The sequence below is a fragment of the Vitiosangium sp. GDMCC 1.1324 genome (assembly GCF_003044305.1).
Classification (GTDB): domain Bacteria; phylum Myxococcota; class Myxococcia; order Myxococcales; family Myxococcaceae; genus Archangium.
The window spans coordinates 358,898-372,747 of the sequence record NZ_PZOX01000003.1; the positions used below are offsets into that span (position 1 = coordinate 358,898).

Annotated in this window: 11 protein-coding genes; 5 read left to right on the top strand and 6 right to left on the bottom strand. The window is 67.9% G+C overall.

Translation table 11 applies throughout. The features are described 5' to 3' along the window. Positions 1-91 precede the first annotated feature (91 nt). Entirely contained in the window at positions 92-1,996 is a 1,905-nt protein-coding gene (locus DAT35_RS10000) for a DUF4215 domain-containing protein (protein ID WP_108066711.1), read from the top strand. Positions 1,997-2,224: 228 nt separating this feature from the next. Here DAT35_RS10000 and DAT35_RS10005 read toward each other — a convergent pair whose 3' ends face one another. From DAT35_RS10005 to DAT35_RS10025, 5 genes are all read right to left on the bottom strand, one after another. Then, complete coding sequence (locus DAT35_RS10005; protein WP_108066712.1) at positions 2,225-2,731, bottom strand: hypothetical protein; 507 nt, start codon at positions 2,729-2,731, stop codon at positions 2,225-2,227. 45 nt (positions 2,732-2,776) lie between these two features. Continuing rightward, entirely contained in the window at positions 2,777-3,988 is a 1,212-nt protein-coding gene (locus DAT35_RS10010) for a twin-arginine translocase subunit TatC (RefSeq protein WP_108066713.1), read from the bottom strand. Positions 3,989-4,024: 36 nt separating this feature from the next. Further along, positions 4,025-4,462, bottom strand: a complete 438-nt coding sequence (gene tatB / locus DAT35_RS10015) for a Sec-independent protein translocase protein TatB (RefSeq protein WP_108066714.1) — start codon at positions 4,460-4,462, stop codon at positions 4,025-4,027. A gap of 136 nt (positions 4,463-4,598) precedes the next feature. After that, positions 4,599-5,873 (bottom strand): MFS transporter, encoded by a 1,275-nt coding sequence (locus DAT35_RS10020; RefSeq protein WP_108066715.1) that lies wholly within the window; start codon positions 5,871-5,873, stop codon positions 4,599-4,601. Between the two features lie 12 nt (positions 5,874-5,885). Then, positions 5,886-7,838: a methyl-accepting chemotaxis protein gene (locus DAT35_RS10025; RefSeq protein ID WP_369945543.1), complete on the bottom strand. Its 1,953-nt coding sequence runs from the start codon at positions 7,836-7,838 to the stop codon at positions 5,886-5,888. 255 nt (positions 7,839-8,093) lie between these two features. On the opposite strand from DAT35_RS10025, the gene DAT35_RS10030 reads away from it, so the two are divergent. The 4 genes from DAT35_RS10030 to DAT35_RS10045 all read left to right on the top strand — a co-directional run bounded on the left by DAT35_RS10030 (position 8,094) and on the right by DAT35_RS10045 (position 11,273). Beyond that, positions 8,094-9,125 carry a histone deacetylase gene (locus DAT35_RS10030; RefSeq protein ID WP_108066717.1) on the top strand — a complete coding sequence of 344 codons (1,032 nt, stop codon included), beginning with the start codon at positions 8,094-8,096 and terminating at the stop codon, positions 9,123-9,125. Positions 9,126-9,176: 51 nt separating this feature from the next. Continuing rightward, positions 9,177-9,719: a hypothetical protein gene (locus DAT35_RS10035; protein WP_108066718.1), complete on the top strand. Its 543-nt coding sequence runs from the start codon at positions 9,177-9,179 to the stop codon at positions 9,717-9,719. A 17-nt stretch (positions 9,720-9,736) separates the two neighbouring features. Beyond that, positions 9,737-10,414, top strand: a complete 678-nt coding sequence (locus DAT35_RS10040) for a glutathione S-transferase family protein (protein ID WP_108066719.1) — start codon at positions 9,737-9,739, stop codon at positions 10,412-10,414. 106 nt (positions 10,415-10,520) lie between these two features. Continuing rightward, on the top strand, positions 10,521-11,273 hold the full coding sequence (locus DAT35_RS10045) for an SDR family NAD(P)-dependent oxidoreductase (RefSeq protein ID WP_233261395.1): 753 nt from the start codon (positions 10,521-10,523) through the stop codon (positions 11,271-11,273). Here the strand turns inward: DAT35_RS10045 and DAT35_RS10050 are convergent, their stop codons facing one another. Then, a complete protein-coding gene (locus DAT35_RS10050) occupies positions 11,274-13,850 on the bottom strand; it encodes a penicillin-binding protein 1A (protein WP_108066721.1) in 2,577 nt (858 codons plus the stop codon).

Consider the following 13,850-nt stretch of genomic DNA (forward strand, 5'->3'; position numbering starts at 1 on the left):
CAAACCAAAAGGGATGCATCGGCGGCTCGTCAGACTGCAATGATATGACGGTTGTGCCTCCAACCACTTCCACGCGCTGCCTTCATTCACGATGAACATTCCAGCTCGATCGCGGCTCACGGGCCTCGTACTCGCATCTCTCCTGTTGTCATTCGTGGCCTGCCCAGGCCCGGACGACGGCACGGATCCGGGCACCCCGGATGCCTCCACAAGAAACGATGGCGGCCACTCGGACGCCGACTCCGGTACGCATCCAGATGACCCGGACGCCTCCACTCCCACGGATGGCGGCGGCTCGGACGCCGACTCCGGCACGAATCCAGACTCCCCGGATGCCTCCACTCCCACGGATGGCGGCAGCTCGGACGCCGACTCCGGCACGAACCCAGACAACCCGGATGCCTCCATTCCCACCGATGCTGGAACCGGCCGGTGTGGAGATGGCGTGAAGCAGGCCGGGGAGGCCTGTGACGACGGCAACACGGTGAGCGGCGACGGCTGTACGGCGAGCTGCGGTGAAATCGAACCCGGGTGGAAGTGTGAGACTCCGGGCGAGCCCTGCACCCCGGCGAGCGTGTGTGGCAACGGAACAGTCGAGGGCTCCGAGACCTGCGACGACGGGAACGCGGCCCCCGGTGACGGCTGCTCCGCCACCTGCACCACGGAGCCGGGCTGGATCTGTCCCTCCGCGGGCGGGCGCTGCCAGGCCGCGCAGTGCGGTGACAAGATCATCGCCGGCGATGAGGAATGCGAGGACGGCAATGCCAAGGCCGACGACGGCTGCAGCGACGTGTGCCGCCTCGAGCCCGGATACAAGTGCGACACCATCGGCAGCGCCTGCACCCGCACCGTCTGCGGCGACAGGAAGGTCGAGGGCACGGAGCAGTGCGACGACGGCAACAACGACATGGGCGATGGGTGCTCGCCCCTGTGCGTGCGCGAGCCCCGGTGCACCAACGGCGTCTGCCAGGCGGTATGCGGCGATGGCGTGATGCTCCCCGGCGACACGACCGAGCAGTGCGACGACGGCAACACCCGCGCCAATGACGGCTGCTCTCCGACCTGCCAGTTCGAGGAGGGATTCATCTGTCAGCTCATCGAGAATGACCCGCCGGCCACGGTGCAGCTCCCCATCGTCTACCGTGACTTCCGCGGCTACGACCTACCGGCCAACGGCAGCCTGCCACGAGGCCACATCGACTTCGAGAACGCCAACGGCGGCTTGGAGATGGGCATCGTGGCCACCAACCTGGGCTCCGACGGCAAGCCCGTATACGCGAAGGAAGGCGTCAGCTCCGCCAACACCCACGGCAGGGTCGCGTTCGACCAGTGGTACCGCGACACGATGAACATCAACATGACGGCCGTGCAGACACTCTCACTGCAACGCCAGTCCAACGGCTCGTACCTGTACGACAACCAGAGCTTCTTCCCACTCGACACCGCGGGCTGGGTGGCCGAGGGCAAGGAGGCCCTGCGTTCGGGCCACAACTTCAGCTTCACGAGCGAGACGCGCTACTGGTTCGAATACAAGGGCACCGAGGTGCTCACCTTCCGCGGCGATGATGATGTGTGGGTGTTCATCAACGGCCACCTGGCACTCGACCTCGGCGGCGTGCATGGACCGCAGACGAACAGCATCACCCTCTCCCAGAAGGCCACCGACTTCGGCCTGCAGCTGGGGCGCATCTATGAGGCCGCGGTGTTCCAGGCCGAGCGCCGCACGACAGGGTCCTCGTACCAGCTCACGCTCAGCAACTTCGTCACACGCCGCACCGAGTGCCGCGCGAACTGCGGCAACGGCGTCCTCGACGAGGGTGAACAGTGCGATGACGGCGTCAACGACGGTGGCTACGGCCAGTGCGCCCGGGGCTGCGTGCTCGGCCCCCGCTGCGGCGACAGGATCGTCCAGTCCGGGAACGGCGAGGAGTGCGATGATGGCAACAACACCAACAACGACGGCTGCAGCACCACCTGCAAGATAGAGCTCCGCTGAGCAGGTGCTGTGCCTGAAGAGCCGCTCCGGGAGTCACGGCCCGGAGCGGCCTTCCCGCGTCCCGGGAATGGCAGGGACATGACACCGAACCACACGCCCTCGGCTTCGGCCAGAGTGGAAATGAGCCCTCCCTTGAAGGTGAACCATGGGCGGGCCCCTGCGGAACCAAGGCGCCAGAGCGTACTGACTTCCTCGGGGTGAGGAACTTGCGCATGGGGCACTCCGAGGTCAGTAGCCGCTGTTCAGCCAGCCCTGCGCCATGCGCGCCTTCATCTCGAGCTCAATCTGCTCAACCGTGGGCTGGATATTGCGACGCACGGCCTCCGAAGTGGTTGCGGCGGCAATTGCCGGCATGTCATGGGGACGCGCCTCCATGCCTGCATTGATGATCTGCTTCATCCCCTCGGGATTCAGGAGGTCCTGGTAGTCTGGCGTGAGGAGGATGGTCTTCAAATCCTGCGCGGGAAGCGCGAAGAGGCCCGCTTTCACGTAGGCATCGACATGCGTGTCGTAGGCGAAATCCTTGAACTTCTCCGGATCGCGCTCAAGCTCAGCGAACTTAGCGGCTCCGTCGTGGATCCGTTTCTCCATCGCGTCCTGCAGCCCCTTCAAGGCCCGGTCGCGCCATGCGAGTCCTTCGGGGGACAGCTGCTCGGAACCCAGCGCCTTGAAGCGTTGGATGTATTTGTCTCCGTACTGAACTCTGCCGCTCCCTCCCTCGAGTCTCTCGCGCATCCACTACCGTGGACGGTCCCTCCGCGAGAGTGGACGACCCCAGACTCAGGCACCCGTCGTCGGGGTGATTCCCGTCTGGGCCTCCTGCTTCGCCCGCTTGCGCTCGATCATCCACACCGCCACGACACCCATCTCGTAGCAGAGCAGCATCGGGCCAGCCATCAGCGACAGGTTCACCACGTCACCCGTGGGCGTGATGACCGCCGCCAGGATGAGGCACACCACGAACGCGTGCCGCTGGTACTTCATCAGCCAGCCCGCCTTCACCACGCCCACCAGGCCCAGCAGCGCCATCACCAGCGGCAACTCGAAGATGATGCCGAAGGACAGGATGAGCAGCAGCACCAGCGACAGCTGCTCGTCCATCGTCAGCATCGGCTTCGTCCATGCATGCGCCACGTAGCGCGCCTTGCCCAGCGCCAGCTCCTTCTCCAGCCTCCACAGCCCCGCCAGCTCCTCGGCCCGCGTCGGCGCCACTCCGGCCAACAGGCTCGCCGACTCGTCCATGGCCTTCGCCGCGCCCGCGTAGTCCTCCTTCGCGTACGCCTCCACCGCCTCCGTCCGCTTCTCCACCGCCTGCCGCAGCACGCTGCGCGCCGGCCCTCCGAAGCCGTCCGCCGCCGCGTCCACCAGCCGCCCCAGCCCCGCCAGCCGAGCCTCCAACTCCACGCTCTCCGACGGCGGCCTCGTGGCCTCCGGCATCTGCCCCTCACCCTCCGCCCGCAACGCCGCGCTCGCATCCTGCGCCAGCTTCCCCGCCCGCTCCGCCTCACCGATGCGCAGGAAGCGCAATGCGTCGTCCGCCCGCAGCCGCCCCACGTCCAGCCGCTGGGAGATGGCCAGGCTCTCCTCCTCGTTGAGGAGGAACTTGAACATCGAGGGCAGCACCGCGAAGTAGCAGAACAGCGCTCCCAGGATGAACGCCAGCGAGCCCATGAACACGAAGGGCCCCGCATAGCGGCGCTCCTCCGGGAAGAGCCCCGGCGACACGAAGCCCCAGATCTGCCAGAGGATGACGGGCGTCGTCAGGAAGATGCCGCAGTAGACGCCCACCTTCATCAGGACGTTGATCTCCTCGATGCCCGAGGTGTAGACGAGCGCCCGTCCGTCGGCGGGCAGCGCGTCCAGCACCGGCTTCATCAGGAGGCCGAAGATGGGCTTGGCGAACACCAGCGACACGGCGCCCAGGACGAACACCGCGGCCACGCACTTGATCAGGCGGGAGCGGAGCTCCGTCAGGTGATCCGCCAGACTCATCCGAAGTTCGTTATCCACTGTTGCGAATCTCGAGGGCTAGCCGTCGCTCTGGGGCGTCGGAGCGTTGCGCGCCACCGTGCCCGGAACGGGCGCGCTCCCGGCAGCGGGTGGCTCGGAAGGGGAAGACGGGGGACCCACGGGCACCGGCTCGGCGACCGGTGCGGCGGGGTCCGAGACCACCACCGCATGGGTCTCCGGAAGGGCCGCGGGCGTCACGGGCGGTGCCACGGGAGCATGCGAGGGCATCGCCGCCGGAATGGGACCGGGAACCTTGGGACGAGGCTCCTCCTGGAACTCCTGGTCCATCTTGTAGAACTCGCGCTCCACCACGGTGCGGACCTCGTCGGTCTGCCGCCGGAAGTCCCGCACGAACTTACCGATGGCCCGCGCGAACTCGGGCAGCCGCTGAGGCCCGAGCACGAGCAGTGCCGCCACCAGGATGAGGACCAGTTCGCCTGCGCCGATGTTGAACATGAGCGGATTGCTCCGGAGAAACCGCCCCGGGGTTATCGCGCCCCGAGCGGCGGGGCGCAACCCGATTGGACCGGCCCTTGTCCGCCTGCCACCGGGGGAAGCGGGGCAAATGGCCCCACCCTCGCCCGGTGTGCGCTCATGAACGGGGCGTTCCGCCGCCCGTGCCGAGGGCAACAGGAGCCCCAACCGCCCCGGAAGCGGCGAGCGCCCGGTCGCGAGCCAGGACCCGGCGCTCCACCAGAAAGAAGGTCACCGGCGCGATGAGCGAGAAGCACATGGAGACCAGCACCACCCGGTGTATTCCGCCCAGCTGTCCACCCGGCAGGTCGCTCAGGAGTTGCGAGGACAGGAAGGCCCCGGCCGCGGCCCCCAGGTGCTGCACGGCCGACTGGAAGGACATGAAGCGGGCACGGATGGCCTGCTCCGGCACACGCGAGGCGAGCGTGCTGTAGGCCACGTTGCGCACCCCGTTGGAGAGGAAGAAGAACGAGAAGATGGCCACCAGGGGCACGCCTGCCGGCAGGCGGATGAAGATGAAGTAGATGGTGGTGACGAACATCACCGACCCCAGCGTTCCCACCCGGAACGAGCCCAGGCGGTCCACCCCCGTGCCCGCCAATCGGAACGTCACGAAGCTCACCAGGCCACCGACGAAGTAGATGGTCTCCAGCTCGTCGCGCGGATAGCCCAGGTTGTGCTGCACGTAGGCGGAGATGTTGGGGATGATGACGAAGCCGGCCACGTTGAGCAGCCCCGTCATCGAATAGGACAGGAGCACGTCGGCGCGAGTGAACAGCTCCCGGACGCTCACGACGTGGGCCTGCTTGCGCTCCAGGTGCCCGCGCATGGGGGGCAGGAAGAAGATGGCCCCAGCCACCAGCAGCAGCCCCATCCCCGCCACCAGGAAGAAGGGCATGCGCCAATCCGCCCAATTCGCCACCTTCAGCGCCATGGGGATGCCCACCACGGATGCCACCGAGAAAGCCCCCATCACCGAGCCCATGGCCCGCCCTCGCCGCTCCACCGGGATGAGGTCCGCGATGATGGAGAGCGACAGCGACGTGGCCGGGCCACCGAACAAGCCCGCCATCGCCCGCGCCAGCAGCAGCGACTGCTTCCCCGTGGCGAGCCCGCCCGCCGCCGTGCTCGCCACCAACCCCAGCATGGCCACCGCCAGCGCCTTGCGCCGGTCGAAGCGGTCCAGGAAGTAGCTGCCCACCACTCCCGCCACGCTCGCCGCCGCCGTGTACGCGGCGCCAATGGTGCCGATGTCACTGGTGGCGATGCCCAGCCCCGCCGCGAAGTCGGGGCCCAGCGGCATCACCATCACGAAGTCGAGGATGTTGACGAACTGGACCGCGCCGATCAGGAAGACGACGGCACGCTCGGAGATGGCTCGCGGGGAGGACATGGCTCCCCCACCCTACACCTTGAAGCGCCGGATCTCCGCGCGAAGGACCTCGGACTGACGCTGCAGGCTGTCGATGGCCTCCTCCAGCGCCTTCACCGAGCGCGTCTGGTGGTCCGACACGCCCTTGATGGCCTCCACCGCCTTGAGCACCTGCTCGCTGCCCTTGGTCTGCTCCTTCTGGGCGCGGTTGAGGTGGGTGACCATCTCGTTGATGTTCTCGATGGAGCGGGTGATCTGCTTGCTGCCGTGCGCCTGCTCCTGGCTGCTGCGCTGCACGTGGGCGGTGATGGCCTTCATCCGCTCGGCGCTGTTCATGATCTGCTCGCCGCCCTTGGCCTGCTCGTTGGAGGCCTTGGAGATCATCTGCACCGTCTCGGAGATGCGGTGGATGGCCTGCGTCACCTGCTTGCTGCCACGTGCCTGCTCCACCGTGGCCCGCGCAATCGCCTTCACCATCTGCGTGGACTTCTGCGCGCTGTCGTTGATCTTCCGCAGCGTGCCCTCGGCCTCGCGGCCCAGGTTCACGCCCTCCTCCACGTTGCGCACGCCCTGGTTCATCACCTGCACCGCGTTGCGGCTCTCCTCCTGCACGCGGCTGATGAGGTCGGCGATCTCCTTCGTGGACTTGCCCGTACGGTCGGCCAGGTCCTTGATCTCATCCGCCACCACCGCGAAGCCCTTGCCGTGCTCGCCCGACTGCGCGGCGATGATGGCCGCGTTGAGCGCCAGCAGGTTGGTCTGCTCGGCCACGTCGTCGATGACGTTGAGGATGTTGCCGATCTCCGAGATGCGCCGGCCCAGGCTGTCGATGACGCCCGAGGCGCCCTTGCTGGACTCCTTGATGCGGTCCATGCCCTGCATCGTCTTGCGCAGGGCCTCCACGCCCGTCTTGGCGTCCTCGGACACCTGCTCGGACAGGCGCGCCGTCTCGTTGGCGTTGGCCTCCACCTGACCGATGGAGCTGTCCATCTGGCTGATGGAGGAGCTGGTCTCCTCCGTGGAGTCACGCAGCTCGTCGATGTTCTTGGCGACCTCCTTGATGGAGAAGGTCATCTCCTCGATGGCGCTCGTGGTCTCCTCCACGCTGGCCGCCATCGCCTGGACGTTCTCCGCCACCTCGTCGTTGGTGGCCGCCATCTCCATGATGGAGGAGCTGCTCTCCTCGGCGCTCTGGTAGAGCACCTCGACGTTCTCCGCGATGCCGCGCAAGGAGGCCAGCATCTGCTCCATGGAGGAGGACGTCTCGTCCACCCGCCCCTGGATGGTGGAGGCGCCCGAGGCCACGGTGGTGCCGGCGCGCGAGAGCTGCTCGATGACGTTGGAGACCACCTCGCCCACCCCGCGCACCTGGCCGAGCGTCTTGCGCAGCGACTGGCCGATTCCATCCAGCGCCTCGGCCAACTGCGCCAGCTCGCCCGCGGCGTCCACCGAGACGCGGCTGGTGAGGTCTCCCTCGGCCATCTTGCGCGCCACCGCCATCATCCGGTCCAACGGCCGGAGGATGAGACTGTGCGTGACGATGTAGATGAGCCCCACCACCAGCGCCAGGCCGATGACGAAGGCCCCCACCAGCAGCACGGTGAGATCGGTCAGGATGTCCCGCAGGGGCGCGAAGTCCACCACCACCAGGACCCGGCACGCCTCGGCCCTGCACTGTGGCCCCTGCACCGGCTCGCTCAGGAGCCGATCCCCACTGGGCAGCTTGAAGGACGACTCGGCCCCCGGCCGGAAGAGCTGGCCGAGCCACTCGGACAACCGCTCGGGCCGCTCACCGCCCTCGAGGAGGACGGCGCCCGTGTTGGTGACGATGGCGGCGTACAGGAAGTCCTTGTCCGCTTCCGCCAACCCGCCAATGGCCTTCATGGCCAGCGTGTCCGCTTCGGGCCGCGAGAGGACGCTCGCGAGTTCCTGGACCTTGGCCCGGCCATGATCCAACAGCCGGGTCTCGAGGAACCGCGAGACCATCACGGAGATGGATACGTGGAGGACCCCGAGAATGCACGCCAGGGCCGCGGTGAAGGTGAAGAAGAGGGCGACCCGGAGGCCGAGTTTTTTCAGGCGTCGGAACAAGGCGTCCGAACTGTAGGAAGGATGGCCTTCGAAGGGCAAGAAACCGGCGGTCCGGCACCCGGGCGGTGTCGCCAATCCCTCGCCGGCAGAGAGAGAGGGCAGGCGTCGTGGCTTCGTTCGGGCCATACTGGTTGGGTGGGAGTCCGTGCCATGACCCAGACGCTTCTGCTGACCGACCCGCTCTTCCTCCGGCACGACCCGGGCCCGGAGCACCCCGAGCGTCCGGCACGCCTGGCCCGCATCCTGGAGCTGCTCGAGACCGAGCCCATTTCAGGCACCGAGCGGAGGGCCCCTCGCCCGGCCACCGAGGAGGAGATCGCCGCCGTGCACACCCCGCGACTGCGCGAGTACCTGCGGGGGTTGAGGGGCCGCCACGAGGTCATCGATCCGGACACGCTGACGTCGCCGGACAGCTACGACGCGGCGGTGCTGGCGGCGGGGGCATCGGTGCTGGCGGTGGAGGAGGTGCTGGCGGGCCGGGCGCGCAACGCCTTCGCGCTGGTGCGGCCACCGGGGCACCACGCCGAGCCAGACCGGGCCATGGGCTTCTGTCTGCTCAACAACGTTGCCATCGCCGCCGAGGCCGCGCGCCGCCAGGGCGCCGAGCGGGTGCTGATTCTCGACTGGGACGTGCACCACGGAAACGGTACGCAGGCGGCCTTCTGGAAGCGCCGGGACGTGCTCTACATGTCCGTGCACCAGTTCCCCTACTACCCGGAGACAGGCGCGCCCTTCGAAGTGGGAGAGGGCCCGGGCGAGGGCTACACCGTCAACTGCGGCGTGCCGGGAGGCGCGACGGACGCGGACTATGGAGCGTTCTTCCAGGACCTCTTCCTCCCGGTGGCGCAGGCCTACGAGCCGGACCTGGTGCTGGTGTCCGCCGGCTTCGACGCACACCGGAAGGATCCCATCGGCGGCATGGTGCTCACCGAGCGCGCCTTCGCGGCCATGAGCACGGCGCTCAAGGGCTTGGCGGAGAGCGTCTGCGGGGGACGGCTGGTGCTGGTACTGGAGGGGGGCTACTCGCTGGAGGGCCTCTCGCGCTCGGTGCACGCCTGCGTGGAGGTGCTGGCGGAGGATGTGAAGGACAGCTTCCCGGAGGGGGTCTCGCGGGAAGCGGCGGCGGCGCTCCAGCGCAGCCGTGAGGCGCTCAAGCCCTACTGGCCCGTGCTGGGCCGATGAGGCGCGCCCGAGTGGAGACCCGGACGACATTCACAGGTGGTGGGGTGAGACGTGGATTCTGAAGCCGTGGAGAAGTTGCAGCGCGCGGGCCTGAAGCTGGACCAGCCGGAGATGCTGCGGGTGCCCGTCCAGCGCGACGAGAACAAGAAGGTGATGACGCTGCGCGGAGAGGTGCCGGTGATGGGCAACGAGGGGCTGGTGCTCGCGACGCTCAAGCCCATCTCCCAGCTGTGGACGGGGTCCGCGGTGCCGCCGGACCTGTCACGGACGCCACCACCGCAGTACCAGCCCTTCTTCCTGCTGCTGGAGTCGACGGCGGCCAACTACTGCGCGGCCACCGGCAGGCCCGAGACGGATGACGAGTTCGAGCGGCTCTACCGCCAGCTGCGCCGGAGGCCGGACGGGGATGACACCCACCCCCTCTTCTCGTACCTGCAGGGCGCGGCACGGCTGTACATGTCGCTGCGCGACGTGAGCCAGGCCGAGTTCGAGGCCGTGGCCAACCGGCTGAGCCAGTCGGCGAAGTGGCATTCCTCGCACGTGGGCAGTACCAACTACTACCGCGAGGTGCTCCAGGGGTTGTTCGGAGCCTGAGGAAAGGGAACCTGCCGATGATCGACCTGTACACGTGGGCGACACCCAATGGCTACAAGGTGTCCGTGACGCTGGAAGAGCTGGGACTGCCCTACACGGTGCATCCCATCGACATCGGCAAGGGCGAGCAGAAACGGCCCGAGTTCCTGAAAATCAATCCCAACGGGCGCATCCCGGCCATCGTGGACCGCGAGGAGGGAGACTTCGCGGTGTTCGAGTCGGGAGCCATCATGCTGTACCTCGCGGAGAAGACGGGGAAACTGCTGCCGACGGATAGAAAGGGCCGCTCGCGGGTGACGCAGTGGCTGATGTTCCAGATGGCCGGAGTGGGCCCCATGCAGGGGCAGGCCAACGTCTTCTTCCGCTACTTCCCGGAGAAGCTCCAACCGGCGATCGACCGCTACCAGAACGAGACGCGGCGGCTCTACACGGTGCTCGACACGCGGCTCGGGGAGAGCGAGTACCTCGCGGGGGAGTACAGCATCGCGGACATCGCGAACTGGGCGTGGGTGCGCATCCACGGGTGGGCGGGCGTGTCCGTCGACGGACTGCCGAACCTGCAACGGTGGCTGGCGGCCATCGAGCAGCGGCCCGCGGCGCAGAAGGGTGTGACCGTGCCGCACGCCTCGAAGCTCGACTCGGCCACGACCCAGGCCCAGGCCATCAAGTCCGTGCAGAGCATCGTGCAGCGGTAACACGGAGCCGCCCTCCGCGTGCCGCACCGCGCCATTTGTGCTCCCCTCCCCCGCCCCTTCCGTGGCAGGAAGGTACGGACACCCGGAGGAAGCACATATGGCGGAGATGAGCTATCGGACGGCACTGGTGACGGGGGCCTCGAGCGGACTGGGACGCGGGCTGGCGCTCTGGTTCGCCCGGAAGGGCGTCAAGGTGTACGCCGCGGCCCGGCGCAAGGAGAACCTGGTGGCGCTCGCCGACGAGGCCCGCGCCGCCGGTGCCCACATCGAGCCCGTGGAGCTGGACGTCGCCGACGCGGACGCCACCCTCGCCCGCATCCGCGAGCTGGATGCCGCCTGCGGTGGGTTGGACCTCATCATCGCCAACGCCGGCTTCGGCCAGGAGACGTCCGGCAAGCGCATCCAATGGGAGACGATCCAGCGGACCATCGACGTCAACGTCACCGGCGCCGCCGCCACCCTGTCCGCCGTGCTCCCGCAGATGGTGGAGCGCAAGCGGGGTCATATCGTCGGTGTGGCCAGCCTCGCCGCCTTCCGGGGCCTGCCTCGCAACGCCCCCTACTCCGCCTCCAAGGCCTTCCTCCACATCTTCATGGAGAGCCTGCGCGTGGACCTCCAGGGCACCGGCGTGCGCGTCACCTGCCTCTACCCCGGCTTCGTCAAGAGCGAGATGACGGCGCAGAACAAGTTCAAGATGCCCTTCCTCCTCGAGACGGAGGAGGCCGTGGAGCTGATGGCCAAGGCCATCCTCCGAGGGGAGGCGCAGTACACCTTCCCCTGGCAGATGGCGGGCGTCATGGGCCTGGTGAAGCGGCTGCCCAACGCCCTCTTCGACGCCGCCGTGCGCAAGGCGCGCTGACTACGGCGCGCCCATGAGGAACTCCTGCGTCCCCACCGAGCCCTTCTCAGGCGTCACGTCGTCCGGCTGCGTGCCCTTCTTGAACCAGATGTTGACCGCATCCTTCGTGCCCGAGGAGGCCAGCTTCCCCGTCCTCTTGTCCACGCGCAGCAGCATCAGGTTCTCGCGCAGCCACTCGGGCGGCCAGAACTCGGACTGGGGACGCGTCGCCAGCGCCGTCTTCATGTAGCTCAGCCAGATGGGCAGTGACGCGCGGCCACCCGTCTCGTAGCGGCCCAGCGGGTGCTCGTTCTTGTCGTAGCCCACCCACGTCACCGTCACCAGGTCGCGCGTGAAGCCCGCGAACCACGTGTCGAACGAGTCGTTGGTGGTGCCCGTCTTGCCCGCCGCCGGCTTGCCCAGCTTTTGCGCCGGCGCGCCCGTGCCCTCCTGCACCACTCCGCGCAAGAGCGAGGTGAGGATGAAGCCCGTCTCGGGGCTCATCACCTGCTCGCCCGGCTCGGACAGCCGCGCGTAGCCCGCCGCCACCCGGTCCTGCAGCGGCGCCCAGGCGTCGTCGTACGCCGTGTGGTCCTCCAACGTGCGGCCGAAGCGGTCCTCAATCTTGCGGACGAAGTACGTGGGCTTCTTGCGGCCGTAGCGGTTGAAGGTGGCGTACACGTTGGCCAGGTCGTACGGGTACACGCACGAGGAGCCCAGCGCCGCGGAGAAGTCCATGTTCATCGGCGTGGAGAGGCCCAGGTGCCTGGCCCACTCGGCCATGTTCTTCACGCCCACCGCCGCGAACGTCTTCACCGCGGGGATGTTCATCGAGTTCACCAGCGCCGTGCGCAACAGCACGTCACCCTTGAACTCCTCGCTGTAGTTGTCCGGCTTCCAGCTGACGCCGCTATCCGGGTCGTGCTCGACGATGGGCGAGTCCACGATGATGGTGGCGCCCGTCCACCCGAGCTGCTCCAGCGCCGCCGAGTACACCAGCGGCTTGTAGGAGCTGCCCGGCTGGCGGCACGCCTGGAAGGCCCGGTTGAACTCGTTGGCGTCGAAGTCGTAGCCGCCCACCATCGCCGTCAGGTACTGGCGGTGCGGGTCGATAGACACCAGCGCGCTCTGCAGCTCCGGGTCCTGCTCCAGCCGGAAGAGCGGCAGGTCCTCGGGGATCTCCTTGTCCATCTTCTTGTCGAACTGGACGTTGTCATCCGTGAGCTCCTTGCGCACCACGTGGCGCACCACGAGCACGTCGCCCACGTTGAGCACCTTCTTCACGGAGGTGAGCATGAGCCCCGGGTAGTAGCCCTCGGGGTTCACCTTGCGCGCCCAGCGCATGCCCATCAGCGGCAGGAGGCCCTTGTGCGGACCCACCTGCACCTCCGCGCCCTTGCCGTCCGGGTCCACCTTCGTCACCAGGCCCACGTACAGCCGGTTCTCCGTCAGCTTCTCGTCGCCGAGGACCTTGGTCGCCTTCGCCAGGAAGGCCTTGCGCTCCTGCTCCGTGGCCAGTTGCAGCACCGGCCCGCGGAAGCCCTGGCGCTTGTCGATGGCCAGCAGCCCCTCGAGCACCGCCTCCTGCGCGCCGCGCTGCCGCTCGCTGTCCATGGTGGCGAAGACCTTCAGGCCCTCGTTGAGCAGCACCTTGTTGGTGTAGCGCTCCACCACGTCGCGGCGCACCTGCTCGGTGAAGAAGGGCGCGAACTCGTGGAAGACGTCCTCCACGGGGAACACCTGCACCGCCTCCTCGTCGGCCTGCTTGCGCTCGGCCTCGGAGATCATCCCCTCGTCGCGCATGCGGCGCAGCACGTACGAGCGGCGCTTCTTCGCCGCGTCCGGCCTCAGGAAGGGTGAGTAGCGGCTGGGCGCCTGGGGCAGGCCCGCGATGAGCGCCATCTCCCCCAGCGTCAGGTCGCGCACGTCCTTGCGGTAGTAGTTCTCCGCCGCGCTCTGCACCCCGTAGCTGTGGTGCCCGAGGAAGACGTTGTTCAGGTAGAGGTAGAGGATCTCCTCCTTCGTCAGCGCCTCCTCCAGGCGCCGGGCGAGGATGGCCTCGCGAATCTTGCGCGTGAGGTTCTTGGCGGTGGCGCTCTCGTAGCCCTCGGCGGCGATGAGCACGGCCTTCGCCGTCTGCTGCGTCAGGGTGGAGCCACCCTGCGTGCTGCCGCCCAGGCCCAGCTTCTTGCTGATCGTCTTGAAGGCGGCGCGCGCCGTGCCCAGCACGTCCACGCCGTGGTGATCGAAGAAGCTCGAGTCCTCGCTGGCGATGAAGGCCTGCACCAGCCGCTTGGGGATGCGCTCGTAGGGCACCACCTTGCGCCGGTGGTGGTAGAACTCGCCGGCCAGCACCGCGTCATCCGTGTACACCTCGGTGACGATGGGCGGCCAGTACTGGTCCACCTTGGGGATGTCCGGCAGCCCCTGGGAGAAGTGGTAGTAGATGCCCACCGCCACCAACGCGGCCGCGGTGGCACCCGTGAGCGTGGCCCACGCGGCGAGCTTCAGCAGGAACACCCACCAGGGGCGCTTCGGAGGGACGCCGTCGAGCACCAGCTTCGACTGGGAGCGATCGGTCTTCTCGTTGGAATTCAT

Coding starts and splice junctions, on each gene's coding strand:
- DAT35_RS10000 (WP_108066711.1), top strand. CDS start 92: ATGAACATTCCAGCTCGATCGCGGCTCACGGGCCTCGTACTCGCATCT.
- DAT35_RS10005 (WP_108066712.1), bottom strand. CDS start 2,731: ATGCGCGAGAGACTCGAGGGAGGGAGCGGCAGAGTTCAGTACGGAGAC.
- DAT35_RS10010 (WP_108066713.1), bottom strand. CDS start 3,988: ATGAGTCTGGCGGATCACCTGACGGAGCTCCGCTCCCGCCTGATCAAG.
- tatB (WP_108066714.1), bottom strand. CDS start 4,462: ATGTTCAACATCGGCGCAGGCGAACTGGTCCTCATCCTGGTGGCGGCA.
- DAT35_RS10020 (WP_108066715.1), bottom strand. CDS start 5,873: ATGTCCTCCCCGCGAGCCATCTCCGAGCGTGCCGTCGTCTTCCTGATC.
- DAT35_RS10025 (WP_369945543.1), bottom strand. CDS start 7,838: ATGGTCTCGCGGTTCCTCGAGACCCGGCTGTTGGATCATGGCCGGGCC.
- DAT35_RS10030 (WP_108066717.1), top strand. CDS start 8,094: ATGACCCAGACGCTTCTGCTGACCGACCCGCTCTTCCTCCGGCACGAC.
- DAT35_RS10040 (WP_108066719.1), top strand. CDS start 9,737: ATGATCGACCTGTACACGTGGGCGACACCCAATGGCTACAAGGTGTCC.
- DAT35_RS10045 (WP_233261395.1), top strand. CDS start 10,521: ATGAGCTATCGGACGGCACTGGTGACGGGGGCCTCGAGCGGACTGGGA.
- DAT35_RS10050 (WP_108066721.1), bottom strand. CDS start 13,850: ATGAATTCCAACGAGAAGACCGATCGCTCCCAGTCGAAGCTGGTGCTC.